Origin of the sequence: Paracoccus sp. S-4012, from assembly GCF_009674885.1 — a bacterium.
Classification (GTDB): Bacteria; Pseudomonadota; Alphaproteobacteria; order Rhodobacterales; family Rhodobacteraceae; genus Paracoccus.
Genome location: NZ_WKKA01000001.1, coordinates 49,271 through 73,990, shown reverse-complemented (window position 1 = coordinate 73,990; position 24,720 = coordinate 49,271). Strand labels below are relative to the sequence as shown.

Sequence of the window (24,720 nt, the reverse complement as noted above, 5' to 3'; positions counted from 1 at the left end):
TATGCAGCTGACCGCGACCGCCCTGCCCGGCCTGCCCGAAGTCACCGAAGGCGACGATCTGGCCGCGATCCTGCGCGCGGGGCTGGAGCGGGCCGCGATCACGCCCGCGGCAAGCGACGTGCTGGTGGTGGCGCAGAAGATCGTCTCCAAGGCCGAGGGCCGGATGGTGGCGCTGGCCGATGTCGCGCCTTCACCGAAGGCGGAGGAACTCGCAGCCAAGGCGCAGAAAGACCCGCGCGTAGTCGAGCTGATCCTGCGCGAGAGCCGAGAGGTGCTGCGCTGCGTGCCGGGGGTGATCGTGGTCGAGGACCGGCGCGGCTTCGTCATGGCCAATGCGGGGATCGACGCCTCCAATGTCGCCGGATCGGACGAGCGGGTGCTGTTGCTGCCTGTGGATCCCGACGCGTCGGCGCGACGGTTGGCCGACGCCCTGGGCCTTGCGGTGGTCATCAACGACAGCTTCGGCCGCGCGTGGCGGATGGGCACTTGCGGCACGGCAATCGGGGTCGCTGGAATACCGGCGCTGATCGACCTGCGCGGTCGCCCGGACCGGATGGGCCGCTCGATGCTGACCAGCGAACTGGCCTTTGCCGACGAGATTGCGGCGGCGGGCTCGCTGCTGATGGGACAGGGCGACGAAGGCCGCCCGGTGGTGCACTTGCGCGGCGTGCCTCAGGTGGTGGGCGATGGCCGCGCGGCCGATCTGGTGCGGCCGCGGAAGATGGACCTCTTCCGATGAAGGTCGTGGCGCTTGCGGGCGGCGTGGGCGGCGGACGGCTGGCGCATGGGCTGGCGCTGGCCGGCGCGGACCTGACGGTGATCGTCAATACCGGCGACGATTTCACCCATCTGGGACTGCGGATCTGTCCCGATATCGACTCCGTGACCTATACGCTGGCGGGCATCGCCAATCGCGAGCAGGGCTGGGGCGTGGCTGGCGAAACCACTGCTGCGATGGAGCGGATCCGGCGACTCGGCGGCGAGGACTGGTTCCTGCTCGGCGACCGCGACCTCGCGCTCCACATCCTGCGGACCGACCGGCTGAGGCAGGGCGAACCACTGTCGGCAGTCACCGCCGATATCGCGGCGAAACTGGGCATCACCGCCCGCATCCTGCCGATGACCGACGACCCTGTGGCGACGATGGTGCAGACCCCGGCGGGCGAACTGAGCTTCCAAAACTGGTTTGTCCGCCGCCGCGCCGAGGGCGCCGTCACCGGTTTCCGCTTCGACGGCATCGAGGCCGCTCGCCCCGCCTTTGGCCTGACCGAGGCGCTGGCCGCGGCCGAGGCGATCGTTATCTGCCCGTCGAACCCCTATGTCTCGATCGACCCGATCCTGAGCGTTCCCGGGCTGCGCGAGGCCATGCCGAAGGTGCCTGTCATCGCTGTCTCGCCGATCATCGGCGGCGAGGCGGTCAAGGGTCCGGCGGCGCGGCTTCTGCGGGAACTGGGAACAGAGGCCTCGCCGGTAGGGATCGCCGACCACTACGGCAGCCTCCTCTCGGGCATGGTGATCGACGAGGCCGACGCGGGTCTTGCAGCGCGGCTGCGCATCCCCGTGCGCGCCACCAAGAGCCTGATGCAGACTGACGAGGACCGCCTGGCACTCGCCCGCGAATGCCTCGATCTTGCCGGATCGCTCGCATGGACATCCTGATCCCGGCCAAGAGCTTCCGCCGCGGCAAGTCGCGGCTGGCGAGCGTGCTCTCGCCCACGGTGCGCGCGAGGCTCTGCCGCGACCTGCTGGGCCGCACACTGGCCGTGGCGCGCTCGACCGGAGCGCGGGTGGCGGTCGTTACCGAGGACGAGGAGGTCGCGGCGCTGGCCCTCGCAGCGGGGGCGATGGCGCTTCCCGATCCTGGCGTCGGGCTGAACGCCGCCGTGGCGCATGGCGCTGCGCTGTTGGGCCATGCCGCGCCGCTGGTCGTCCTGCCCGCCGACCTGCCCGCGCTCAGCGCCGCCGCGCTGCTCGCCGCTGCCGAGGTGCCCGGCGTCACACTGGTTCCCGACCGCCACGAGGACGGCACCAACCTCCTCGTGCTCGGCCCGGCCGAACGCGCCCGCTTCGGCTTCGCCTATGGCCCCGGCAGCCTCGCCCGCCACCGTGCCGAGGCCGCCCGCCTGGGCGCGTCCTGCCGCATCTTCCGCCACCCGGCGCTCGCCCACGACATCGACACCGCCGCCGACCTCGGCCTCTGGCCGCTGGCACCGCATTACACCGCAAGAAGGGACAGCCCATGCAGCCGCACGAGATCGTGAAATACGCCGTCAACGTGAACCAGTTCACGCATCTCGACGATTTCCAGGGGATGCTCGACTTCATCACCACCGCCGAGGCCGAGGGCTACGACAAGGTCCGTTTCGTGGACCACATCGTCGGCGTGGATGTGACCAAGCATCCCGGGATGCCCTACACGCCCTATACGGCGCAATCGAACTTCAACGAAGTCTTCACGCTGATGGCCTATCTCTGCCACCTGACCAGCAAGGTGAAGCTCGTGACCGGGGTCCTCGGCCTGCCGCAGCGCCAGACCGCGCTCGTCGCCAAGCAGGCCGCAATGATCGACAATCTTTCGGGCGGGCGGATGCTGCTGGGCGTGGGCCTCGGCTACAACGCGGTGGAGTTCGCGGCGCTCGAGACCGAGTTCAAGACCCGCGCCCGCCGCTTCGAGGAGCAGGTGAAGGTGCTGCGGCTGCTCTGGACGCAGGACGTGGTGGAGTTCAAGGGCGACTTCCACGACCTCCAGCACGTGAACATCCGCCCGCTGCCGATCCAGAAGCCGATCCCGATCTGGATCGGTGCCGGCCGGACCGAGAACCCGGTGCCGCCGGACGTGGTGCTGAACCGCATCGGCCGCATCGGCGACGGCTGGTGCCCGCTGTTCCAGATCAAGAAGGGCGACGACACGCTCGACGCGTCGGAGCAGGAGGCGATCGCTAAGGTCAACGCCGCAGCGGCCGAGGCCGGGCGCGACCCGAAGACGATCGACCTCGAGCTCGGCTACTACCCGGACGGCAAGTCGCGGGAGCAGGTCACGTCCGAGATCGCGGCGCTGCACGAGCTGGGCGCAAACCACATCCATCTCCGCTTCTCGGGCAAGACCGCGGGCGAGCAGATCGGCAGCCTCAAGCGGTTCCGTGACTTGATCGCGTGACCGTGTCGCGGGCCGGGCGAGAAGCGCCGTCTCGCGAGAGGCGCAGACGCAGCCATACATCACGGCTCGAGGCGCCGGCGGCGCAGCTGCTCAGCGCCGACTCGGGATCCGCCCCGGCGCTGACTGTTGATAAGCGCGCGCCTAAGGAAGGATGGTCGTCTCGTAAGCTCCGGGGTGAATAGTCCTGTTCCGTGCGCTCGCTCTGAAGCGAAGCAATAGGTCCCATCCTTGGCGGGTCACCTCCGCTCGGTCGAGGAGGGAGCAAGCCGTCGTGCCAGAGCCCCTCATCGAGCGCCTCGAATTACTTGCCTTGAGCAGCGGGCCGACTGTGTCAGGCTCTTCCTTGATCAGCGCAGCGGTGAACTGGCCACGTTTCAACCGGACACCCGGGCATAGTCATGTAGGCTCAGGCATAGGCCTGAGCACGTGCTTATGGCTGAGATCGAGACATCATCATCGACGCCGGTTGCCGCGCCGCTGGAGCACGGCCGAGAAGCTTCCGTCGTCGAAGAGACGCTGGACGAGGGCGCCGGGATCTCGGTGGTTGCCCGCGGCAATGGCTTGGCGCCGAACTGCCCTGTCCTTGGCGTTGCCTGATGCTGGACGGGGAAGCCGTGACGGTGTCCGGAGATGACGATGTGACCAGCATCCGGCCGTCCGGCAGAGGGAAAAGAGCATCCGCGAGCTCAAACGCCAGCTCGGCCCCAAGACGCTTGAGGCCGAGATCCTACGCGAGCGCCCTGGACAAGGCGCTCAACAAAAACCGACTTTGCTTGCTCGGTCGCCGCTGAAAGGGTGGCTGACACCCTAGGGGTGACCCGTTCCGACCTGATCGACCGGCTACAAGGTAGGACGAAGCCGCGCCGCCGCTATCACCAGGTGCAAGACGCGCCCGTGGGGGCGCGCCCACCTCTGGCTACCGCCGGATCGCCGCGATCCTGAACCGCCAGCTTCGATCGGAAAGCCTCGCGCCCGCGAACCACAAGCGGGGCTACCGGATCATGAAGGCGCACGACCGTTGTTGTTGCGGGCGCGGGAGTATTCCGTCCGCCCCGAGCATGTTCACGACAGCATGGGCTCTGATGATGTGACCGCCCCCCGACGGCATCGCTGTGCCAAGGTGGGTCTTTGAGGATCCACAAAGGAGGGCGGTCATGTCGGAGATTACCACGGTCGGGCTCGATCTGGCGAAGAATGTGTTTCAGGCGCACGGAGCTGACTCCTCGGCACGGGCGGTGCTGCGCAGGAAGCTGCGGCGGGACCAAGTGCTGGCGTTCTTCAGCCAGTTGCCCCCTTGTGTGGTGGCGATGGAAGCGTGCGGCGGTGTGCACTTCTGGGGTCGCGAGATCGGGAAACTGGGGCACGAGGTTCGGCTGATCCCGCCCGCCTATGTGAAGCCGTTCGTGAAGCGACAGAAGAATGATGCCGCCGATGCGGAAGCGATCTGTGAAGCTGCGCTGCGCCCGACGATGCGCTTCGTGCCGGTGAAGAGCGAGGAGACCCAAGGGGCCGCGATGGTCTTCCGCGTGCGCGAGCTTCTGATCCGGCAGCGGACGCAGGCGATCAATGCCCTGCGCGGACACCTGGCCGAGTTCGGGCAGATCGTGCCCCAGGGAGCGGCCAATGCCGCGCGGCTGATCGCCATCGTCGAGGACCCGGACAGCGGCCTGCCCGCCGATGCCACCGACACGCTGAAGGTGCTGGTCGCGGCGCTCGCCAATCTCGAGGCGGAGATCGCCCGGCTCGATTCCGAGATCGCCCGGGGGGCGAAGGAGAGCGAGGTCGCCCGACGTCTGATGACGGTCCCGGGCATCGGCCCGCTGATCGGCACGGCCATCGCGGTTCTGGCCCCTCCACCCGAGACATTCCGCCGGGGGCGAGACTTTGCGGCCTGGCTCGGGCTGGTGCCCCGGCAGCATTCGACCGGCGGCAAGCAGCGGCTCGGGGCCACGACGAAGATGGAGAGCGGTCCCTCAGGCGGCTGCTGATCATTGGCGCCAACAGCGTCATCATCAAGCGGCATGTCCACGCCACGGCCCGACCGGGCACATGGCTGGGCGGGATGCTGACCCGCAAGCCGCCGATGCTGGTGCGCGTAGCGCTGGCTAACAAGATGGCGCGGATCGTCTGGGCGCTGATGGCCCGCGGCGGCGTCTACCAGTCTCCGGTCGCGGCGGCATAAGCCGACCGCCGGCCGCGAGAGCGTCGGCGCGGAAGAGGGCAAGGAGCGGTATGGCGCAACGGTCGTGAGACGGGATCGGGAAAACCAGGGCGCAACAGAGTGCCATCGAGCACGCGGCTTTGATCTGGACCGGACCTGCGAACACCATACGGGCCCGCGGCATGTAGGCGGCCGCATTAGAGGCCGGACACATGTCAGCACTCGACGACGCGCCAGATTCAGCTCGCAAAATCCCTCTTGCGCATGGGGCGGTTACACATGTTGCACAATCTTCCGAGGGATTCATGTCGTGATTCAGCATGGTAGCTGGTCAACATGAGCAGACCCGCACCCCTGACCTACAAGACTTGGAACTGGCCGGCCTACAAAGAGGCGCTCAAGCGCCGTGGCTCGCTGACGATCTGGTTCGATCCCGAGATGATCTGGGAGGCAGCGCCGACCGGGCAACGGGGCCGACAGCAGACCTACAGCGATGCTGCCATCCACACCTGCCTCTCCATGAAGGTTCTGTTCGGCATGGCGTTGCGGCAGACGACCGGGTTCGTCGAGAGCCTGCTTCGCCTGGTCGGACTCGACTGGACGGTGCCTGACTTCAGCACGCTGTCGCGGCACGAGAAGACCCTGGCCGTCAACATCCCGTGGCGGGGCTCCAGGGGTCCGCTGCACCGGCTGGTCGACAGCACTGCGATCAAGGTCGAGGGCGAAGGCGAGTGGCACGCCCGCAAGCATGGCGGCCCGAGGCGATGCGTCTGGCGCAAGCTCCACCTCGGGATCGACGAGGAAACGCTGGAGGTCCGGGCCGTCGAGATCACCGGGAGCCACATCGGTGACGCGCCGGTCCTGCCCGATCTGCTCAACCAGATCCCGGCGGACGAGGAGATCGGCAGCGTTACCGCAGACGGCGCCTATAACACCCGCAAGTGCCACGATGCGATCGCCGAGCGCGGCGCGCACGCCGTAATCCCGCCCCGCAGAAACGCAAAGCCATGGAAGACCGTCACCGCCGCGCCGCGGCGCGCAACGAGGCCCAGCGAACTGCAAAATACCTTGGCCGCGCGCTTCGGCGACGATGAAGCGGATACCACCGCCGGAGCCGCGTCGAGACTAAGATGCATTGCGTCAAACTGCGGGGTCACCGCCTCATGGCGAGGGACTTCGATCGCCAGATCGCCGAGCTTCAAGTCCGGATTGCCGTCCTGAACGGCTATGCCGCCCTCGGCATGCCCGTCACGGGTACTCTGGGATGACTCGGTCCGGGGAAAGGGGAACCCCGGCCAAGCTGATTTTGCAACAGAGCCGAGGCCGTGCACAGGGCTCCGTTACATCGCTGAGATTGGTTGCGGGGACACGCAACCGCCGTAACCTACCTGAACTGGTCTGCTGTGTGTAGCCGGGATGGCACCCCGAGGCTTGTGGTAACGTCGCCTCCATCATTGATCGCTGTTGCCCGTAGCGCAGCGCGCGGCTGTGGGTGACGCTGGCGGTCACCGTCGATCTTCGGAGAAGGTTCGGGTTGCGAGACCCGGGCGCGGCGAAGGGCGCGCGTCCGCCGATGCGGGAGGTTCAGAGCAATGGATACCGCGACCGGGGTTGGGATACCCGGGCCGGCCGGATCGCGCTGGAAATCCCGAAGCTCAGGAAGGGCAGCTACTTCCCCAGTTTTCTGGAACCTCGCCGGACGGCCGAGAAAGCCTTGGTGGCCGTTATTCAGGAAGCCTATGTCCACGGCGTCTCGGCGCAGTCGGTCGACGAGCTGGCCAAGGCCATGGGCCCGGGCGGCATGTCCAAGAGCCAGGTGAGCTGCCTCTGCGCCAAGATCGACCGGCGGGTGAACGCGTTCCTGTCCCGACCGCTGGAGGGCACATGGCCCTGGTACATGCCCCGGCCAAGCAGCGCGCGCGGTGGCCGCGATGCTGACGACGATCTTCGCCCAAGGCACCACGGTCGACGCTGAGCCGTCTGGCGGAACTGGCAATGCTGCGGCTGCCTCGGGAGACACATGCGACGGGCCTCGGGATCAACGGCGAGGTCCGGCGCGAGGTCTGGGCCTGTGGATCGCCGAAACGAGGCGCGAAGTTCTCGCTGTCGGTGATGACCGAACTGCGCAGCCGGGCCTTCAGGACATCCCGATTGCGGTGGTGGACGACCCAAGAGGCTTTCCCGAGGCGATCACCGCCGCCTTCCCTGAGGCGAGGGTCCAGACTTGCGTCGGCATCTGGTCCGCCTCCCCCTGAACTTCTGCTCGTGGAAGGACCGCAAGGCGGTGGCCGCCCGACTAAGGGTGTCTGCGGCGCCGAGACTGCAAAGGCCGCGGCGGACGCCCTGAAAGCCGTCAGCGAGGCGTAGACGGGCGCTACCCGCCGATCGCCCAGACTCGGCGGCGACCCTGGCCGGAGGTCATCCCGTTCTTCGCTTTCGGCTCCGAGATTCGCCGGTTGATCTACAGCACGAATGCAGCGGAGAGGCTCGACCGCGTGATTTGCAAGGTCATCAAGACGCGCGGCTCGTTCCCGCCCCAGGAGGCCGCCGAGAAGCTGATCTATCTCGCCATCCGCGAGCACGAGAAAACCCCGCGAAGTGGAGGCTGGCTGACAGCGATCAATCAGTTTGCCATCAGGTTCGACGAGCCCTTCGACCCGCTCGGCGGCTGACGGCGGTCAGATGGAAACGGCGTGGTAGCCCAGCCGCGGGCTTCAGGACACCCCGGGGTCATATCGCCCCCCGTGCATGTCATGGTGGCTTGCCACCAATGTAATCCTTCTTTTCCACGCATTCGTGCATGCCGTTCTTGGCGTGCATAGGCGAGAGACTGATCGCGGCTCACATCCCCACTCACGCCTAATCGTGCCCGTCCGCGACGCTGCCCGGCGATTCGAGGGTGGCGCGGTCCGCGGCCTTCAGCACGCCGCTGTCATAGAGGACCGGCCATCTTATCGAACCGGACCGGATCGATAGCGCACAGGCGACTCACGAAAAGCTCGGGCTGCTCGAAGGCAAGGAAGTGCCCGCCCTGTGCGGCAGCGGCGCGATGCAACATGTTGAAGCTGCGCCTGAGCCAAGCGTCGGGCGGCGGCACGCCGAGGTCGTTCGGGCAAAGGGTAAATCCGGTCGGCACCTCGACCCGCTGCCTGCGCGGCAGGCCAAGTCCTTCTTCAACCACCGAGATGTAAAGCCAGTTGGCGGCATTGATCCCGCCCAGCCAGCAGAGCATGACGTTGGTCAGCAGCCGATCCAGCGGGAAGGGCGGCGGGACGGGCTCGCCGCCGACGGTCAAGTTCTGGAACTTGTCGAGGATCCAAGCCGCCAGCCCCACTGGCGAATCCGTGAGTCCGTAGGCCAGCTTCTGCGGCTTGGTGCCCTGCTGGATGCGATAGCCCGCCTGCGATGCCCGCTTCGCGGCGCCGGCCTTCAGCCAGGCGGCTTCGTCGTCGGTCATTTCCTTGGGCACGACCCTGGCATGAAGCGGGGCGCTGTTCAGGTGGATCGCGGCCAGCCCGGGCGGGTTCAGCAGAGCCATCCGGGCGGTCACGATACTGCCCCAGTCGCCACCCTGCGCGACCCAGCGATCGAAGCCGAGCACTCGGTGCATCAGATCGGCCGTCGCCGCCCCGATCTGCGCTGCTGTGACGGGTTCGCGGGGCGCGCCTGAAAAGCCATAGCGGGCAGGCTGGGCACGATCACCGTGAAGGCCTCCTCGACCCGCCCTCCATGGCGTTCAGGATGGGCCAGCGGGTCGATCACCTGGGTGAACTCCTCGAACGATCCCGGCCATCCATGGGTCAGCACCAGCGGCAACGGTGCCGCGCCCGATCCCGGTTCGAGGATGAAGTGCAGGTCCGTTCCCCCTGCACGCGCCCTCCAATGGGCGAAACGATTGAGCCGCCGCTCCTCCGCCCGCCAATCGTAGTCGTGACGCCAGTACTGCGCGACGCATCCAGCCCAGTTCCGCCCCGTATCGCCACGAGGCCGAGGCAGGCTCGTCCGGCCAGCGGGTCGCCTCCAGCCTGCGGTACAGGTCGTCCAGGGCCTCCTGAGGTATGTCGATGACGAAACGTTCCATGCGGTGCTCTGCCTTGAGCGATACCAGGCGCCGTTCATTTCGGGTCGGCATCTAAGCGCGTTCCTGTTGCCTGACCTTGTCGGCGAGCACCTCCACCGCCTCGGGGTTCACCAAGCCTGACAAATCCCCCGGAGGTTGGTCCTCGAATGCCGCGCGCACCACGCGGCGCATGAGCTTCATCGTCCGCGTCTTCGGGAGGTCGGGGACGAAAACGATCCGCTTCGGACGGAAGCTGGACCCGAGACCTCCTGCCACCGCGTCGCGGAGCTTTCCTGCGGTCGCCTCGTCGGCCGGGACCCTCTTGGCGAGGACACAGGCGCAGGCGACCGCCTGGCCCTTCACCGGGTCGTTGATGCCGACCGCGGCGGCCTCGGCCACCAGCCCGGTCCCGAGCAGCAGCGCCTCGACCTCGGCCGGGCCGATGCGCTTGCCAGCGATCTTGATCGTGTCGTCCGAGCGGCCGTGCAGATACCAGTGGCCGTCCTCGTCGATCGACACGAAATCGCCATGCATCCAGACGCCGGGCCGGGCCGACCAGTAGCTGTCGAGATAACGCTGCGGATCGTTCCAGAGGCCGCGGGTCAGCCCAATGCTCGGCCCGGCGAGCGCAAGCTCACCGACCTCGCCGGGGCGGATCGATGCGCCGTCCTCGCCCAGGGCCACCACCCGCATGCCCGGCAGCGGGCCGCCGAAGGCGCAGGGAGGCAGGTCGCGGTGCAGCAGGCTGGTGCCAAGGATGCCGCCGCCGATCTCGGTGCCGCCGGAATAGTTCAGCAGCGGCACCTCGCCGCCGCGGCGCACCGTGGTGCGGAACCACTCCCAGGCTTCCGGCGTCCAGGGCTCGCCGGTCGAGGCGGTGATCCGCAGGCCCGAGAGGTCATGCGCCTCGACGGTGCCCTCGGGCTGCTGCATCACAGCGCGGATCATGGTCGGCGCCACGCCGAGGAAGGTCGCGCCGAGTTCGTCCGCAAGCCGCCACATCCGGCCCGCGTCAGGCCAGTCCGGCGTTCCTTCGACGAGGATCATCGTCGCGCCCATCATCGGCACGGCGGCGGCCAGCATCGGGCCGGTGAGCCAGCCCATGTCGCTCATCCAGAGGAGCCGGTCGCCCGCGTTCAGGTCGTGGATCAGGCCGTAGTCGGCGGCGGTCTTGACCATGAAACCGCAATGACTGTGGACCGTGCCCTTGGCGCGGCCCGTGGTGCCCGAGGTGAAGACCAGCATGGCCGGCGTCTCGGCCGGCAGTTCGAGCGGCGGCTGCGCGCGTGCGGTGCGGGCGAGGTCGGCCCAGGAGACGAAGCCTGCCTCCACCGACGCACCCGGCTCCCGTGGGGCCACGATGACATGGCGCAAGGCCGGCAAACGATGACGCAGACCCGCGACCTGCGCCGCCATCTCGATCGCCTTGCCGCGGCGGAAGGTGCGGTCGGCGGTGACGACGGCCACCGCGCCGCCATCGGTCAGGCGGTCCACCAGCGCGTCGTCGCCGAAGCCCGAGAACACGGGCAGCGCGATCGCCCCGATCGACACGATGGCGAGGAAGGCCGCGATCGCCTCGGGGACCGAGGGCATGAAGATCGCGACCACGTCGCCCCGTCGGATGCCGAGGTCCTGCATGCCGGCGGCGACATGCGCCACCTCGTCGGCGAGTTCGTCATAGGTGACGGTCCGCCGCTCCGCGTCTTCGCCGACCCATTCGATCACCGGCTTGCCGCCGAGGCCCGCGTCGCGCGGGCGCTGCAGGCAGTTCGTGGCGATGTTGGTGGTGCCGCCGACGCACCACTCGGCCCATTCGGGACCGCGCGACTGGTCGAGGATGCGCTCGAAGGGTGTGCCGAAGCGCAGGTCTAGAAATTCGATGACTGCCGGCCAGAACCACTCCGGCTCGGCATCGGCGCGGGCGATGAGGGCATCCCAGCCCGAGAGGCCGTGCTGGTCGATGAAGCGCTGCAGGGTGGGCAGTTGAGCGGTCATGCCTGCGGCCCGCCGTCGAAGACCACGATACGGGTGATGAAGGGAGCCATGAAGGCCTTCATCTCCTGATGCGCGGGCGAGATCTGGTAGGCGTCGTGGCTGGCCGAGTCGTCGCAGACGAGGACCACAGCATGGGTCAGCCCGTCCGAGCGGTCGGCCTCGTTCGGCGCCATGAAGTAGTCGCGCACGCCCGCGCATTCGGCCCGCACACGGTCGCAATAGTGATCGACCCGCGCGAAGAACGCTGCATCCGCCACGTCCGAAAACTGCATCATCACGATGTGGTAGAACATACTGCTTCCTCTCGTTTCAGCCTGCGGTCCAGCCGCCATCCACGACCAGCGACGATCCCGTCATCAGCGCCGCCGCGTCGGACGCGAGGAACACCGCCGCGCCCATCAGGTCCTCGACTTGGCCGAGCCGGCCGAGCTTGATCTTGCCCTCCACGAAGCCCCGGAAGGCCGGATCGGCCAGTGCCGGGCCGGTCATCTCGGTCTCGATAAAGGTGGGGCAGATCGAGTTGACGCGGATGCCGTGCGGCGCCAGCTCGATCGCGATGACCTTGGTCAGCCCCTCGGTCGCGTGCTTGGAGGCGGTGTAGGCCGAGCGCCCGGCGGCGCCGACCAGGCCCGCCTGCGAGGAAATCTGGATGATCGAGCCGCGTACGCCCTCGGCGATCATCCGCCGCGCCACCGCCTGCATGGTGAAGAAGGCGGCGCGCACGTTCAGGTCCATGACCGTGTCGAACGCGTCCTCGGTCATCTCGGTGAAAGGCTGCGGGATGTTGGTCCCGGCGTTGCTCACGAGAATGTCGAAGGCGGGGCCCGCGTCGAGCGCGGCCTCGACCGCCGCCCGGTCGGACACATCCACGGCCTGCGCATTGGCGCTGCGACCGGCAGTGCGCAGCCGTGCCGCTGCAGCCTCGATGCTCTCGGCGCCGCGTGCCCAGAGCGTGACCTCGGCCCCCGCCTCGGCAAGCGCCGCGGCAAGCGCGAAACCGATGCCGCGCCCTGCCCCCGTGACGAGCGCGCGACGCCCGACCAACGAGAACGAGGGCGTACGCGGCAGGTCGCGGTCAGTGGTCATGGCGGTTTCCTCGGGCAGCGAATACGGCAAGGGGGTCGCCTCACGGGCGCGCATTACCAGGCGGCGGGAACCGGCAGCGCGATGGGTCGCGCCGCCGGAATGATCGGAGTCCACACCGACGCTTGCGGCGTGGGGTCAATCGAGACTGATGTTGTTCTGCTCGATCACATTTCCATAAACCGCGCGCTCGTTCGCAAGGAAAGCGGACAGCTCGTCACTGGGAATGAACCGCGCGGAAAGGCTCAGCTGCTGCAGCCGTTCGGCGAACTCCGGCTTGGCCAGGATGGTTTCGATCGCAGATTCCAGCTTCCCGACGATCGCGGGCGGCGTTCCGTTCGGTGCCATGATCGAATTCCAGATCATCTGCTGATAACCTTCGGCGCCGGCATCGGACATCGCCGGAATCTCGGCCAGACGCGGATCGTCCGTAAGGGCCGTGACGGCAAGGGCCCGCAATTGCCCATCCTCGACCAGGGGCAGGGCGGTGATGGGAGGGTCAATCAGGAAGTCGATTTCCCCGCCGAGAAGCGCTGGCAGCGACTGCGAGCTTCCGCGATAGGGAATGTGAGCGGCCTGGGTGCCGGTCAGGCTCTTGAACCATTCGACGCCGAGATGCATGGACGAGCCGACACCGGAACTGCCGTAGGTCAGTTCCTCCGACTGACCCTGGGAGATCAGGTCGCCGAGAGTGTTGTAGGGGCTCTCAGAATTCACCACGAACATCATCGGCGCGACCGCGAAAATCGCGATGGGCGCGAAATCCGCCTCGGCGTCGTAGGAAATCTCCTTCGAGAGCAGCGGTTGCGTGACGAATGTGCTGGGACCGCCGATCACGAGGGTATAGCCGTCCGGTGGGGCCGTGGCGACGCTCTGCGTGCCGACGACTCCGCCTGCGCCTGTGCGGTTTTCTACCACAACGGGCTGCCCCAGCTCAACCTGGAGGGCATCGGCCAGCACCCGTGCAGCACTGTCCGTCTGCCCACCGGCCGCGAAGGGGACGACCAGCGTGATCGGTCCTGCGGGATAGGTATCCTGGGCCTGCAACGGTGCCGTCATTGCGAAGGTCGCTGCGAGCGCGCCTGCGAGTATGTAGGTTTTCATTCTTTACTCCTCCTTTTCGGGTCTGCGATCCCGGGGCGACCGCGCCCCGCGGATGACGGGAAGCCGCGCTAATCCTCCCTGAGCGCGTCTTCCCGGGTGCGTTTGATCAAAGGCAATGCCATTGCAACGACGATGGCAAGTGCCAACGCCAACATCGTCGCGCTGATCGGACGTGTCATAAACACCGTCAAGTCGCCGCGCGCCACCAGCATCGAGCGGCGGAAATACTCTTCCAGCATCGGGCCCAGCACCATGCCCAGCAGAAACGGCGCCGGCTCGCATTCCATCTTCCGAAACAGGTAGCCGAGGAAACCGAAAACGGTCATCACGACGACATCGAACGTGCTGCCGTTGACGGTAAACACCCCGATGCAGCAGAAGGCAAGAATTGCCGGGAAGAGAAACCGGTATGGCACGGTCAGCAGCTTCACCCACAGGCCGATCAGCGGCAGGTTCAACACCACCAGCATCAGGTTTCCGACCCACATCGAAACGATCAGACCCCAGAAGAGTTCGGGCTGTTCGCGGATGATTGCCGGGCCCGGCTGGATGCCGTGAATGATCATAGCTCCCATCAGCAGCGCAATCACCACGTTCGACGGAATGCCAAGGGTCAACAGCGGGACGAAGGAGGTCTGAGCGCCTGCGTTGTTCGCAGCTTCCGGCGCGGCCAGCCCTTCGATTGCGCCCTTTCCGAATCGGGAGGGATCCTTGGCGATCCGTTTCTCGACGGCATAGGCCGTAAACGAGGACAGGATCGCGCCGCCTCCAGGAAGGACGCCCAGTAATGAGCCGAGAACCGTTCCCCGCAAGACCGGCGGAAAGATCTGTCGAAGTTCCTGCCGGGTGGGCAGCAGGCCACGGATCGCCTTGCCATAGGCGCTGCGGGTCTCCTGATCCGACGACAGGTTGTGGATGATCTCGCCCAGTCCGAACAGGCCCATCGCCACCGCAACCAGATTGACGCCGGACGACAACTCGACGAGGCCGAAGGTCATCCGGGAATGGCCCGATGTCACATCGATGCCGACCAACCCGACCGTCACGCCCAGGACGACCATGGCCAGCGCCTTGAGGAATGATCCGTGGGCCAGGACGATGGACGCGATCAGGCCGAGGACCATCAGGGCGAAGTAGTCAGGGGCGCGGAACTGCAGCGCCGCCGCGGCGATCAGCGGCGCAAAGAGGGCGATCGCCAGCGTCGCGACCGAGCCGGCGAAGAACGACCCGAGCGCCGCTGTGCTGAGCGCCAGCCCTGCCTTGCCCTGACGCGCCATTTGATAGCCGTCGATGGCGGTCACGACCGACGAGACCTCGCCCGGCAGGTTCACGAGTATCGCGGTGGTCGATCCGCCATACTGCGCGCCGTAGTAGATGCCCGCCAGCATGATGAGCGAGGTCGTCGGGTCCAGCGTGAACGTCAGCGGCAACAGCATCGCGACCGTCGCTGCCGGGCCGAGCCCGGGAAGCACGCCGATCAGCGTCCCGAGAAAGCAGCCGATGAAACAGTAGAGCAGGTTAACGGGCGAGAGCGCGGTCTCAAACCCCAGCCCGAGATTTGCGATGAAATCCATGCCGGGCGCCTACCTGAACCAGCTGCCGAGCAAGGGCAGCGGCTGGCGCAGCAGCAGCACGAAAATGACCGCACTGGCCACCGCCAGCACAATCCCGAGGATGAGCGCCCTCCGCCACCCGAGGCCGGATCGCGGGGCTGCACCGGCACACAGCGTCAGCACGATCAGCGCAGGGATGAGGCCGGCCGGTCGCAGGAGCAGGCCGAAAAGCGTGGTCCCCGTCAGCACGGCAACCAGCGAAACGACGTCAAACTTCTCCATCGCCTCGACCTTGCCGGTGAACGAGTCGGCAAGGATCCCGAAGGCGATCACGATGAGCAGCCCGCCGAGGACGGACGGAAAGTAGCCGGGCCCCATGTTCCGCAAGGTGCCCAGTTCGTGGCCGCGCATGTCCCACAGGACGAAGATGCCGGCGGCCAGGAAGAAGATCCCGGCAAGCGCGGAGTGGGGCTTCGTGACTCTGGGTCGCATGGGCTTTTCCCCCTGAATGGTCAGGCCCCGGTCAGATACGACAAACGTGCGTTTGTTTTTAGCGCTAGGCAAGCATGCTTTTATCGCTAGGCAAGCAGAAAGTGAGTCATCCCGCTCAGGCCAGTGTCAGCAAGCTGCGATCGCTCTGGTCGATCACGGTAAGCTGGCTGCGGCGTATCAGCCGGTTGGCATGGGCGAGCGTTTCGGTGATGGCGAACCACATCTGGTGCGGGTCAAGCTGCCGTTGAAACAGCAGAGGGACCAGATCCGCGGCCGAATGCGGCCGTTTGGCGCATGCCGCAAGGATCGTGTCGCAGCGCTCCTGGTGGTGCAGGACAAGATCGCGGCAACGGGCAGACAGGCCCTTGAACGGACGATGATGGCCCGGCAGGACGAGCACGTTGTCGGGCACCTCGGCCTCGATCTGGCGCAGACTGCGCATGAAGTGTCCCAAGGGATCGCTCATCGGCTCGGTCGCATCGACGCTGATGTTCGGACTGATCCGCTCCAGAACCTGATCCGCAGCGAAGAAAAGGCCTTCGTCGGCGCAGTGAAGCATGACCTGTTCGGGGGCATGCCCGTCGCCGGTCATCACCCGGAAGCTCCTCGCGCCGATGGTCAGGGTGTCGCCATGCACGAGTCGCTGGAACCTCGAAGGCAGCGGCGCGACATACTGCGGATACTCCCGGCCATGGATCGAGATCAGTTCCGCGGTCTCCGGGCTCAGTCCATGGCGCAGGAAGAAGTCGAAGTTCTGCTGGATCGTCTGTTCGCTGCGACCCTGCGAGAGCAGGCGGCAAAGGGCATGGGTGCTGAGACTGGTCTGAACCCGAGCGCCGTGCAGGTCATGGAACCACCCGGCCAGTCCGATGTGGTCGGGATGGAAATGGGTCACCACGACCCGACTGATTTTCATGCCTGACAGCGGACCGGCAAAAAGGGCTTCCCACACCCCGATCGCCTCGGGGGTGCGGGTGCCGGTGTCGATCACCGCCCAGCCGTCATGATCCTGCAGCAGGAAGACGTTGACGTGATCCAGCACATACGGAAGGGGGATCCTGACCCACAGCAGCCCCTCGGCAACCTCCTGCACCTTGCCATAAGCGGGCATCTCGACGAAGGGGAATTCGAGGGCGGGGAGCGTGGTCATGTCAGGGTCCCTTCGTCTACAAGCGCGCCAATCTGCTCGGCTGTACTGCCCAGTTCGGCCAACAGCGCGTCGCGGTCCTGCCCGGCCGCGCCGGGCGCCGGCGGCGGAGCGGCTGGCGTGCGGCTGAATCGCGGGGCGGGCGCCGGTTGTGCCATGTCGCCCCCTTCCACCAGAAGGCCGCGCGCCGCATTGTGCGGGTAGGCGGCCACCTCGTCGAAGGTCAGCACGGGCGCTACGCAGGCGTCGCTGTCAGCGAAGAGACGGTCCCATTCGTCACGGTCGCGGCTGGCGAAGAGCCTTTCGAGCAGCGCCCCCAGCGCAGGCCACTGCGCGCGATCATACTGACGGCCAGTCCAGGCGGGATCGAGGCCCGCGATCCGGCAGAACTCGGCGAAGAACTGTGGTTCGAGGGCGGCGAAGGCCACGCTCTTGCCGTCGCGGGTTCCATAGCAGCGATAGAACGGTGCGCCGCCGTCCAGCAGGTTCGACGCGCGTTGCGAGGTCCATTCACCGCTGGCGGCAAAGGCGTGAAAGATGCCGGTCATGGCAACCACGCCATCCAGCATCGCGGCGTCAACGACCTGGCCCCTTCCCGAGATCTGCCGCTCATGCAGCGCCGCTAGAAGCCCAAAAAGCGCGAACATCGTGCCGCCGCCGTAATCCGCCACCAGGTTGAGCGGCGGCACCGGCTGACCCGCCTCCGGGCCGATCGCGGCAAGGGCGCCCGACAAGGCCAGATAGGTCAGGTCATGGCCCGCGCGGCGGGCGAGCGGGCCATCCTGTCCCCATCCGGTGATGCGGGTGAAGATCAGGCGCGGGTTGACCGCATGGCAGTCGGCTGGCCCAAGTCTAAGCTTTTCCATCACCCCGGGACGGAATCCCTCGATCAGAGCATCCGCGTTCGCGATCAAGCGTAGAGCCATCGCGCGACCGGCGTCAGCCTTGAGGTTCAGGGCAATGGAACGTTTGCCGCGGCGGTTGACATCAGTGCTGTCCTGCGCCGCCGAGGCCCGGTCGATGACTGTGACCGCAGCACCCAGGTCGGCGAGAAGCTGCCCCGCCAAGGGCGCGGGGCCGAGGCCGGCCAACTCGACGACCTGCAACCCGGCGAGCGGGCCGGCGCGATGTGAAGCGGCAATCATCGAATCCAGAGCGCCTTTGTTTCCAGGAACTCATGGACGTGATCGTATCCCGATTCCCGCCCATAGCCGCTGAGCTTGTAGCCGCCGAAGGGCACCGCGGGGTCCATCAGCTGGTAGCAGTTGACCCAGACCGTCCCGGCTCGGAGCCTGCGGCCGAGGGCGTGAGCCGCACTGACATCCTGGGTCCAGAGGCCCGCCCCGAGGCCGTATTCGCTGGCGTTGGCGCGGCGGATCACCTCGTCCCGGTCGCTGAAGCGCAGGATCGACAGCACTGGGCCGAAGATCTCCTCCCGGGCGATGGTCATGTCGTCGCGCACACCGGTAAAGACGGTCGGCGAAACGAAGCTGCCTGCCGCCAGCGCCTCGGCCTCTACGTCCGTACCGCCGGCAAGCAGGCTGGCCCCTTCGGCGAGGCCGGTCGAAATATATTGCTGCACGGTCGTCTTCTGCGTCTGATCGACCAGCGGCCCGATCTGGGTTTCGGGGTCGAGCGGATCGCCCATCCTGAGCGTCGCCGTCTCGGCGAGAACCCGCTCGACGAATTCGTCGTGGATGCCGTCCTCGACGAACAGCCGCGTTCCGGCGCTGCAGATCTGCCCCGAGTTCTGGAACACCGCATGTGCGGCTGCGGGGGCGGCGAGGTCCAGATCCGCATCGTCCAAGATGATGTGAGCGGACTTGCCGCCCAGCTCGAGCGAGAGGCGCTTCAGGTTGCCCGCCGACGCGCGGATGATGTGCTGCCCTGTGCGGGTGGAGCCGGTGAAGGTGATCTTGTCCACGTCGGGATGCTCGGCCAGCCGCTGGCCGGCCTCGGCCATCCCCGGGACGACGTTGACCACGCCGGGCGGCACCCCAGCCTCGAGGCAGAGTTGGCCGAACAGCAGCGCCGAGAGGGGCGATTGCTCGGCTGGTTTGAGGATGATGGTGCATCCCGCCGCCAGCGCCGGCGCAGCCTTCCAGACGCACATGCGGAACGGCGCATTCCAGGGTGTGATCGCTCCGACGACGCCGACGGGCTCGCGCAGCGTCGCGACGAAGGGGGCGCCGGGAACCGAGGGGGTGATCGTCTCGCCCCGCAAGGTGGGAACCAGGCCGGCATAGTAGCGCACCAGTTGCGGCGCCGTATGACGACCGGCCTGCGTGCGCGTGATGGGCGCGCCCATGTCGAGCGAGTCGAGCAGCGCGATCGTGTCGTAGTTGGCCTCGATCAGATCCGCCAGTCGGAGCAGCATTCGCTGACGGTCATAGGGCGTGGTCGCCGACCACGGACCCTCGAAGGCCCGCCGCGCCGCCGTCACGGCCAGGTCGATATCGGCCGCGCGACCGCAGGCGAGCTCGGCCAGCGGCAGGCCGGTCGCCGGATTGATCGTCACCATCGTCCCGCCATCGGCGGCATCGCTCCAGCGTCCGTCGATGAGGAGCTGCCGCGGCGTCGAGGCGATCCCGGCAAGCGCCGCGTTGAAGGTCTGGGCGAGAGTCATGGGTGATGTTCCTTTCGAGCCTTCGCGGTCAACGGTGCCGGAGACGCCGCGGGCGAGGCGTCGTTTCCGACACATCGGCCACGAGACGTTCGTCCTGTTATCCGTCCAACCGCGACCCGGGCACCGCATGCTGGGCGGGCCGGAAGCGGTAGAGGATCAGCCCGGCGATCAGCGCCTTGCAGACGTCGCCCGGCAGGAACGGCCAGAGGCCAGCGGCGAGCAGGGTCTCGCCATAACCGGTCGCGAGACCGAGCCATGCCAGTCCGGGAAGATAGACCGACGCCCCTGCCAGGAAGGCGATCAGCACCGTTGCGGCCAGGCGGCGCCGGGCGAACTGTCCTAGGACGCCGGCAACCGCGGCGGCCAGGACGAATCCGATCAGGAAGCCGCCCGTCGGGCCGAGCATGTAGGGCAAGCCGAGCCCGCGCTCCGGCGTTCCGGCAAAGACCGGGAAGCCGAGCGCACCCTGGAACAGGTAGAGCAGCATTGCGGACACCGCGACGACCGGGCCGAAGGCCAGCCCCATCGCGATGGGCACCAGCGTCTGCAGCGACATCGGCACCGGATAGAACGGCACCTGGATGCGCGCGGCCAGCGCCATGAGCGCGCTGCCGACGATGACGATGACGATGCTTCGGCTCAGCGCGCTGCGATCCGCCGTGGCGGCAAGGATGCCCTTCTGCATGTCTCGAAGTCCTTTCGCGTTGGTTTGTTACTCGGCTCCGGGCCGGCAATAGCCTTCAAGCCCGGAATCATCGATGTCGGGCAAGTTCACGACAAGGTTGTCGGGCGTGCGGGCGGTCAGCCACACCAGCTCTTCGGTAGTCGACATGTTCGCCTCGACATGCGGCATGAACGGCGGCACGAAGACGAAATCGCCCGGCCCCAGATCGACATGTTCCTTGTAGTCCTTGCCGAAATAGATCCGGCCGTGGCCGCGCAGCACATAGCCGCCGGTCTCGCACTCGTCATGGTGATGCGGCGGCGAGCGGTGCCCTGGCTCGTTCGACACCTGCCCGAACCAGATCTTGGTAGCGGGTGTGTGCTGCGGGCTGACGCCCGAGACGCGCACGCAGTCTCCCGACTGGGCGGTCTGGGCGTCGTAGCTGCCCGCGCGAGTGATCACAGGCCGAATTTCGCTCATCGATAGTTCCTCTGGATCAATGGTCCGCAAGGGCCGAGGCGGAGGGATAGTCAGTGTATCCCGCAGCGCCGCGCGTGTAGAAAGTACTCCGGTCATAGGCGGCGAGGGCGGTGCCTTGCGCCATTCTCTCGACCAGATCGGGGTTCGAGATATAGGGTCGCCCGAAGGCCACCAGATCCGCGCGTCCGGCGGCGAGTGTCTGCGCGGCGCGGTCCGCGTCATATTCGCCGCAGGCGACCAGAATGCCGTCGAAGCCAGCGCGCGCGATGGCGAGCACGTCGGGGGCCATCGTGTCGTCGCCAGCACGGCGGCTGTCGCTGCCTGAGACGTTCGCTTCTACGATGTGCAGGTAGCCGAGGCTTCGCCCCTTCAGAAGGCCCAGAACCGCCGCGTAAAGCCCCTCCGGATCCGAATGACGGATACCGTTGAAGTCGCCATGGGGCGACAGGCGTAATCCGATCCGGCGCAAATCACCCAGCCGCTCGGCCGTCAGCGAAAGCAGCTCGTCCAGAAAGCGCAGCCGCGCGGACAGCGAGCCGCCATAGGCGTCCGTGCGAAGGTTGGCCTCGTCGGACAGGAACTGCTCGATCAGGTAGCCGTTTGCGCCGTGCAGTTCGACCATGTCAAAACCGGCCTTGAGTGCGCGTTCGGCGGCGGTCGCAAAATCCTCGATCGTGGCGCGCACCTCCTCCGTCGTCAGCGCACGCGGCACGCCCAGGGGGTGACGTCCGCTCTTGGTGAAGATCACCGAATCGGCGGCGACCGCGGAGGGACCGACCGGGCCGAGCCCCGCCGGATTGTTCTCGGCCGCCCCCACGCGCCCGACGTGCCAGAGCTGCGCGCAAATGCGACCGCCACGGAAGTGAACCCGCTCGACCACCGCTTTCCAGTCCGCGGCCTGCTCCTCGCTCCATATCCCCGGCGTGAACGGATAGCCGTGCGCCTGGGTGTTAACGGCGACGGCTTCGGTCACGATCAGTCCGGCCGAGGCGCGCTGCCCGTAATAGTCCGCCGCGAGCGGGCTGACGTTGCCCTGAAAGTCGGCCCGGCTCCGGGTCATCGGCGCCATCACCACGCGATTGGGCACGCGCAGCGCCGGAAGCTCCAGCGGCTGGAACAGCGTGGACTGCGTCATTCTTCGCTCCATCCAAGATCCACTTCGCGTTCCTTGCCCAACCAGGGACTGCTGACGACATGCGACGCGAATCGGCGCTCGTCTTCGAGCAGTTCGCGATAGGCTTGACGCCCCTCGCGGCTGGCGACCGACGCCTCGTATGTCTCGAGGCTTTCCCAATAGAGTTCGGCCGTGCCGAACGGAAGCTCGGCGGTCGCGCCACGCACCTCCGCCATGCCCTGCTCGGAGGGATGCGGGGTGTGCAGGGTTTGCACGTAGCGGACGATGCCCAGCGTTCGCGCATGGCGGCGGAGCATGTTGCCATGCTCGTCCATCCACAGCCGCCGGACTTCCTCGGCCTCGAGATCGGGGCGGGCGTAGATTGCGTAGGTGATCTTGATCCGGGTGCTCATGTCATCTACAAAACAAACGCCCGTTCCTTTGTCAACTGCCATGGTTGGAACGGCGCCCATCGATGAGGAGACCCTGATGCTGCCGCAAATGGCAACACTGACCGAGGAGCAGCAGATGCTGCGCGACGCACTGGAAGGTGCGATCGACCGCGTCTCGCCCGTGGGGCGGGTGCAGGAGCTCGACAACGCAAAGACCTTCGACACGGCACTTCATGCTGCGCTGGCCGAACTGGGAATCATGGGAATCGGCATCCCCGAAGAGCAGGGCGGCAGCGGCGGCGGCGCGGTCGAGCAGGTGATCGTGCTCGAGGTGCTGGGCCGCAAGGCAACCTCGATGGCGGTCTTCATGGTCGTTCACTTCATGGCGACCCGGATCCTGCGCGAGAACGGCACGCCCGAGCAGATGGCAGCCCATCTGGCGCCGCTGCTGCGCGGCGAGACAAAGGCCTCGTTCTGCCTGACCGAGGCCAGCGGCGGGACCGATATCCTGTCGGCTATGAAGACCCGCGCGCGCCGTGACGGCGACGACTGGATCATCAACGGCAACAAGATGTGGATCAGCGGCGCGTCGACCAGCGACATGCTGATCGTTCTGGCACGCACCGGGGAACATCGCAGCCGGGGCCTGTCCATGTTCGTGGTGCCCGCCCGGGCCGAGGGGGTCACGGCCACCGAGGTCGCGACCATGGCGATCAACGGCTACGACACCAACAGCCTCGCCCTGGATGAGGTCAGGGTGCCCGGCGACGCGCTCCTCGGCCAGCTCGACAACGGCTTCCCGCAGGTCATCGCCACGCTGAACGGCGAGCGCATGAACGCGGCCGCCGTGGCTGTGGGCATCGGCCGCGGCGCGGTCGAAGTGACGCGGGACTATGCGATGGAGCGCACGGCCTTCGACCGCCCGATCGGCCAGTTCCAGTCGGTGCAGCACCAGCTTTCTATCGCCGGCATCGGCATCGAATCGGCTTGGCTGATGGTGCTGGAAGCCGCCCGCAAGGACGATGCCGGCGAGGCCACCGACGTGCTGTCGTCGATGGCGAAATGGTCCTCGGCCCGCGCGGCAGTGCACTGCGCCGACGTCGGAATGGAGATCTTCGCCGGCGCCGGTTTCGACTCCGACCTGCCGATCCAGCGCTACTACCGCGATGTCCGGCTCTACTCCTTCGCGCCGCTGAACCAGAACATGGCGCTCAACATGATCGCCGAGCGGTGGCTCGGGTTCCCGCGTTCCTTCTGAGAGGTCGAGATGACAGCCAGAATCCTCGTTGCCAACCGGGGCGAAATCGCCTGCCGGATCATCCGGTCGATCCGTGACCTCGGCATGCACTCGATTGCCGTCTATTCCGAAGCCGACGCCACCGCGCGGCACGTCCGCCTGGCGGATGAGGCGCATCCGATCGGCCCCGCGCGCGCAGCCGAGAGCTATCTCGACGCGACGAAGATACTCGATGTGGCGCGCGAGACCCGGGCTGAGGCGATCCATCCGGGATACGGGTTCCTCGCCGAGAATGCGGCCTTTGCCGAGGCCTGCGCTGCGGCGGGCGTGGCCTTCGTCGGCCCCTCGCCCGAGACCATCCGGATGATGGGTGACAAGCACGCGGCGCGGGGGGCGGCCATAGCCGCCAGGGTGCCTGTCCTGACCGGGAGCGACAAGCTCGATCCCGCGGACGAAGCCGCCATCCTCGCCGCCGGCGAGCAGATCGGCTTTCCCGTGCTGGTCAAGGCGGCGGGCGGCGGCGGCGGAATCGGGCTGCGCCCGGTCACCGATCCCGCCAAGCTGGTCCAGGCCGTCCAGACGACCTCGTCCCAGGCCGAGCGCGCCTTCTCCGATCCCTCGGTCTATATCGAGAAGCTGATCCGGCGGGCGCGCCATATCGAGGTGCAGTTGTTCGGTCTCGGCGAAGCGGGCGCGGTGCATCTCTGGCACCGCGAATGCTCGCTGCAGCGGCGGTATCAGAAGATCATCGAGGAAGCGCGGCCGCGCCGCCTCGACCCCGCTTCGGCGCAGGCGATGCTCGACTCGGCGATCAGCCTCGCGCGGGCGACCGGATACCGGGGCGCGGGCACGATCGAGTACCTCTACGATGATGAGACCGGCGGCTTCTACTTCATGGAAATGAACACCCGCCTTCAGGTCGAGCATCCCGTGACCGAGATGATCACCGGCCTGGACCTCGTGGCGTTGCAGATTCGTCAGGCGCTCGGCGAGGATGTCGGGGCGGAACTGCAGCAGGACACCATCGTCGACGAGGGCCATGCCATCGAGGTCCGCGTCTGCGCCGAGCGGCCCGACAAGCAGTTCCTGCCCAGCCCCGGACCGCTCACCGGACTGGCCCTTCCCGACCTGCCGGGCGTGCGGATCGACACGGGCTTCGAGGCCGGCGACGCCGTGACCCCCTTCTACGACAGCCTGGTGATGAAGGTGATCGCCCACGGGGCCGACCGCGCCGAAGCCATCGCCCGCCTCGACGCCGCGCTTCAGGAAACGCAGATCGAGGGGTTGCACACCAACCTGAGCTTCCTGCGCAGTCTGGTGCGCCACCCCGAGTTCCTGGCCGACCGGATCCACACGAAGTTCGTCGAGGAGTCGCTGGCGGAACTGGTCTGACCGAAATGGTCCGATCGGGGGCGGAGCGCCGTCCCCGATCAGACCACGTATCACCCGGATCTC

At 67.1% G+C, this 24,720-nt stretch carries 21 protein-coding genes and 6 pseudogenes; 11 read left to right on the top strand and 16 right to left on the bottom strand.

The features are described 5' to 3' along the window. Window position 1: 1 nt before the first annotated feature. The 9 genes and pseudogenes from cofE to GI374_RS18980 all read left to right on the top strand — a co-directional run bounded on the left by cofE (window position 2) and on the right by GI374_RS18980 (window position 7,990). Complete coding sequence (cofE, locus tag GI374_RS00330) at window positions 2-739, top strand: coenzyme F420-0:L-glutamate ligase (protein ID WP_154335031.1); 738 nt, start codon at window positions 2-4, stop codon at window positions 737-739. Continuing rightward, window positions 736-1,659 (top strand): 2-phospho-L-lactate transferase, encoded by a 924-nt coding sequence (gene cofD / locus GI374_RS00325; RefSeq protein ID WP_154335030.1) that lies wholly within the window; start codon window positions 736-738, stop codon window positions 1,657-1,659. Before cofE ends, cofD begins: the two co-directional genes overlap by 4 nt. After that, a complete protein-coding gene (cofC, locus tag GI374_RS00320; protein WP_154335029.1) occupies window positions 1,647-2,261 on the top strand; it encodes a 2-phospho-L-lactate guanylyltransferase in 615 nt (204 codons plus the stop codon). Before cofD ends, cofC begins: the two co-directional genes overlap by 13 nt. Further along, window positions 2,240-3,157 (top strand): LLM class F420-dependent oxidoreductase, encoded by a 918-nt coding sequence (locus GI374_RS00315; RefSeq protein ID WP_154335028.1) that lies wholly within the window; start codon window positions 2,240-2,242, stop codon window positions 3,155-3,157. The genes cofC and GI374_RS00315 overlap by 22 nt, the downstream gene beginning before the upstream one ends. 432 nt (window positions 3,158-3,589) lie before the next feature. Continuing rightward, a pseudogene (locus GI374_RS00310) lies at window positions 3,590-4,226 on the top strand (transposase); the annotation flags it as partial. A gap of 85 nt (window positions 4,227-4,311) precedes the next feature. Next, window positions 4,312-5,339 (top strand): annotated as a pseudogene (locus tag GI374_RS00305) (IS110 family transposase). A gap of 315 nt (window positions 5,340-5,654) precedes the next feature. Then, window positions 5,655-6,586: pseudogene (locus tag GI374_RS00300) on the top strand (IS5 family transposase). Between the two features lie 278 nt (window positions 6,587-6,864). Then, window positions 6,865-7,212 (top strand): annotated as a pseudogene (locus GI374_RS00295) (transposase); the annotation flags it as partial. Window positions 7,213-7,249: 37 nt separating this feature from the next. After that, window positions 7,250-7,990: pseudogene (locus tag GI374_RS18980) on the top strand (transposase). 260 nt (window positions 7,991-8,250) lie between these two features. On the opposite strand, the gene GI374_RS00280 reads toward GI374_RS18980, so the two are convergent. The 16 genes and pseudogenes from GI374_RS00280 to GI374_RS00210 form a co-directional block, all read right to left on the bottom strand. Beyond that, complete coding sequence (locus GI374_RS00280) at window positions 8,251-8,928, bottom strand: alpha/beta hydrolase (RefSeq protein ID WP_154335025.1); 678 nt, start codon at window positions 8,926-8,928, stop codon at window positions 8,251-8,253. After that, entirely contained in the window at window positions 8,928-9,134 is a 207-nt protein-coding gene (locus GI374_RS18775; protein ID WP_195759822.1) for an alpha/beta fold hydrolase, read from the bottom strand. The genes GI374_RS00280 and GI374_RS18775 overlap by 1 nt, the downstream gene beginning before the upstream one ends. Window positions 9,135-9,146: 12 nt before the next feature. Continuing rightward, a pseudogene (locus GI374_RS19735) lies at window positions 9,147-9,399 on the bottom strand (epoxide hydrolase N-terminal domain-containing protein); the annotation flags it as partial. Window positions 9,400-9,450: 51 nt separating this feature from the next. Further along, window positions 9,451-11,373 (bottom strand): AMP-binding protein, encoded by a 1,923-nt coding sequence (locus tag GI374_RS00270; protein WP_154335023.1) that lies wholly within the window; start codon window positions 11,371-11,373, stop codon window positions 9,451-9,453. Beyond that, complete coding sequence (locus GI374_RS00265; RefSeq protein WP_154335022.1) at window positions 11,370-11,666, bottom strand: Dabb family protein; 297 nt, start codon at window positions 11,664-11,666, stop codon at window positions 11,370-11,372. Before GI374_RS00265 ends, GI374_RS00270 begins: the two co-directional genes overlap by 4 nt. 16 nt (window positions 11,667-11,682) lie before the next feature. Next, window positions 11,683-12,459: an SDR family NAD(P)-dependent oxidoreductase gene (locus tag GI374_RS00260; RefSeq protein ID WP_154335021.1), complete on the bottom strand. Its 777-nt coding sequence runs from the start codon at window positions 12,457-12,459 to the stop codon at window positions 11,683-11,685. A gap of 135 nt (window positions 12,460-12,594) precedes the next feature. Continuing rightward, entirely contained in the window at window positions 12,595-13,560 is a 966-nt protein-coding gene (locus GI374_RS00255; RefSeq protein ID WP_154335020.1) for a tripartite tricarboxylate transporter substrate binding protein, read from the bottom strand. Between the two features lie 68 nt (window positions 13,561-13,628). Beyond that, entirely contained in the window at window positions 13,629-15,134 is a 1,506-nt protein-coding gene (locus tag GI374_RS00250; protein ID WP_154335019.1) for a tripartite tricarboxylate transporter permease, read from the bottom strand. A 9-nt stretch (window positions 15,135-15,143) separates the two neighbouring features. Then, on the bottom strand, window positions 15,144-15,605 hold the full coding sequence (locus GI374_RS00245) for a tripartite tricarboxylate transporter TctB family protein (protein WP_154335018.1): 462 nt from the start codon (window positions 15,603-15,605) through the stop codon (window positions 15,144-15,146). A gap of 115 nt (window positions 15,606-15,720) precedes the next feature. After that, window positions 15,721-16,755 (bottom strand): MBL fold metallo-hydrolase, encoded by a 1,035-nt coding sequence (locus GI374_RS00240; protein ID WP_154335017.1) that lies wholly within the window; start codon window positions 16,753-16,755, stop codon window positions 15,721-15,723. Then, complete coding sequence (locus tag GI374_RS00235) at window positions 16,752-17,858, bottom strand: CaiB/BaiF CoA-transferase family protein (protein ID WP_304611168.1); 1,107 nt, start codon at window positions 17,856-17,858, stop codon at window positions 16,752-16,754. The genes GI374_RS00240 and GI374_RS00235 overlap by 4 nt, the downstream gene beginning before the upstream one ends. Before the next feature lie 35 nt (window positions 17,859-17,893). Continuing rightward, window positions 17,894-19,378: an aldehyde dehydrogenase gene (locus GI374_RS00230; RefSeq protein WP_154335015.1), complete on the bottom strand. Its 1,485-nt coding sequence runs from the start codon at window positions 19,376-19,378 to the stop codon at window positions 17,894-17,896. 97 nt (window positions 19,379-19,475) lie between these two features. Next, window positions 19,476-20,063, bottom strand: a complete 588-nt coding sequence (locus tag GI374_RS00225; protein WP_154335014.1) for a biotin transporter BioY — start codon at window positions 20,061-20,063, stop codon at window positions 19,476-19,478. A gap of 27 nt (window positions 20,064-20,090) precedes the next feature. After that, entirely contained in the window at window positions 20,091-20,522 is a 432-nt protein-coding gene (locus tag GI374_RS00220) for a cupin domain-containing protein (RefSeq protein WP_154335013.1), read from the bottom strand. A 16-nt stretch (window positions 20,523-20,538) separates the two neighbouring features. Further along, window positions 20,539-21,657: an alkene reductase gene (locus GI374_RS00215; RefSeq protein WP_154335012.1), complete on the bottom strand. Its 1,119-nt coding sequence runs from the start codon at window positions 21,655-21,657 to the stop codon at window positions 20,539-20,541. Then, window positions 21,654-22,049: an EthD domain-containing protein gene (locus GI374_RS00210; RefSeq protein ID WP_195759786.1), complete on the bottom strand. Its 396-nt coding sequence runs from the start codon at window positions 22,047-22,049 to the stop codon at window positions 21,654-21,656. The genes GI374_RS00215 and GI374_RS00210 overlap by 4 nt, the downstream gene beginning before the upstream one ends. Before the next feature lie 76 nt (window positions 22,050-22,125). Between GI374_RS00210 and GI374_RS00205 the strand changes: the two genes are divergently transcribed. After that, window positions 22,126-23,286: an acyl-CoA dehydrogenase family protein gene (locus GI374_RS00205; protein WP_195759785.1), complete on the top strand. Its 1,161-nt coding sequence runs from the start codon at window positions 22,126-22,128 to the stop codon at window positions 23,284-23,286. A 9-nt stretch (window positions 23,287-23,295) separates the two neighbouring features. Further along, window positions 23,296-24,657, top strand: a complete 1,362-nt coding sequence (locus GI374_RS00200) for an acetyl/propionyl/methylcrotonyl-CoA carboxylase subunit alpha (RefSeq protein ID WP_154335009.1) — start codon at window positions 23,296-23,298, stop codon at window positions 24,655-24,657. The last annotated feature ends 63 nt before the right edge of the window (window positions 24,658-24,720 follow it).

What these genes read in the sequence shown, in the direction of transcription:
- GI374_RS00200 (WP_154335009.1), top strand. Translation starts at nt 23,296, where the DNA reads ATGACAGCCAGAATCCTCGTTGCCAACCGGGGCGAAATCGCCTGCCGG.
- GI374_RS00315 (WP_154335028.1), top strand. Translation starts at nt 2,240, where the DNA reads ATGCAGCCGCACGAGATCGTGAAATACGCCGTCAACGTGAACCAGTTC.
- GI374_RS00265 (WP_154335022.1), bottom strand. Translation starts at nt 11,666, where the DNA reads ATGTTCTACCACATCGTGATGATGCAGTTTTCGGACGTGGCGGATGCA.
- GI374_RS00210 (WP_195759786.1), bottom strand. Translation starts at nt 22,049, where the DNA reads ATGAGCACCCGGATCAAGATCACCTACGCAATCTACGCCCGCCCCGAT.
- GI374_RS00220 (WP_154335013.1), bottom strand. Translation starts at nt 20,522, where the DNA reads ATGAGCGAAATTCGGCCTGTGATCACTCGCGCGGGCAGCTACGACGCC.
- GI374_RS00250 (WP_154335019.1), bottom strand. Translation starts at nt 15,134, where the DNA reads ATGGATTTCATCGCAAATCTCGGGCTGGGGTTTGAGACCGCGCTCTCG.
- GI374_RS00270 (WP_154335023.1), bottom strand. Translation starts at nt 11,373, where the DNA reads ATGACCGCTCAACTGCCCACCCTGCAGCGCTTCATCGACCAGCACGGC.
- GI374_RS00205 (WP_195759785.1), top strand. Translation starts at nt 22,126, where the DNA reads ATGCTGCCGCAAATGGCAACACTGACCGAGGAGCAGCAGATGCTGCGC.
- GI374_RS00230 (WP_154335015.1), bottom strand. Translation starts at nt 19,378, where the DNA reads ATGACTCTCGCCCAGACCTTCAACGCGGCGCTTGCCGGGATCGCCTCG.
- GI374_RS00215 (WP_154335012.1), bottom strand. Translation starts at nt 21,657, where the DNA reads ATGACGCAGTCCACGCTGTTCCAGCCGCTGGAGCTTCCGGCGCTGCGC.
- cofE (WP_154335031.1), top strand. Translation starts at nt 2, where the DNA reads ATGCAGCTGACCGCGACCGCCCTGCCCGGCCTGCCCGAAGTCACCGAA.
- GI374_RS00260 (WP_154335021.1), bottom strand. Translation starts at nt 12,459, where the DNA reads ATGACCACTGACCGCGACCTGCCGCGTACGCCCTCGTTCTCGTTGGTC.
- cofD (WP_154335030.1), top strand. Translation starts at nt 736, where the DNA reads ATGAAGGTCGTGGCGCTTGCGGGCGGCGTGGGCGGCGGACGGCTGGCG.
- GI374_RS00255 (WP_154335020.1), bottom strand. Translation starts at nt 13,560, where the DNA reads ATGAAAACCTACATACTCGCAGGCGCGCTCGCAGCGACCTTCGCAATG.
- GI374_RS00240 (WP_154335017.1), bottom strand. Translation starts at nt 16,755, where the DNA reads ATGACCACGCTCCCCGCCCTCGAATTCCCCTTCGTCGAGATGCCCGCT.
- GI374_RS00245 (WP_154335018.1), bottom strand. Translation starts at nt 15,605, where the DNA reads ATGCGACCCAGAGTCACGAAGCCCCACTCCGCGCTTGCCGGGATCTTC.
- GI374_RS00280 (WP_154335025.1), bottom strand. Translation starts at nt 8,928, where the DNA reads ATGCACCGAGTGCTCGGCTTCGATCGCTGGGTCGCGCAGGGTGGCGAC.
- GI374_RS00225 (WP_154335014.1), bottom strand. Translation starts at nt 20,063, where the DNA reads ATGCAGAAGGGCATCCTTGCCGCCACGGCGGATCGCAGCGCGCTGAGC.
- cofC (WP_154335029.1), top strand. Translation starts at nt 1,647, where the DNA reads ATGGACATCCTGATCCCGGCCAAGAGCTTCCGCCGCGGCAAGTCGCGG.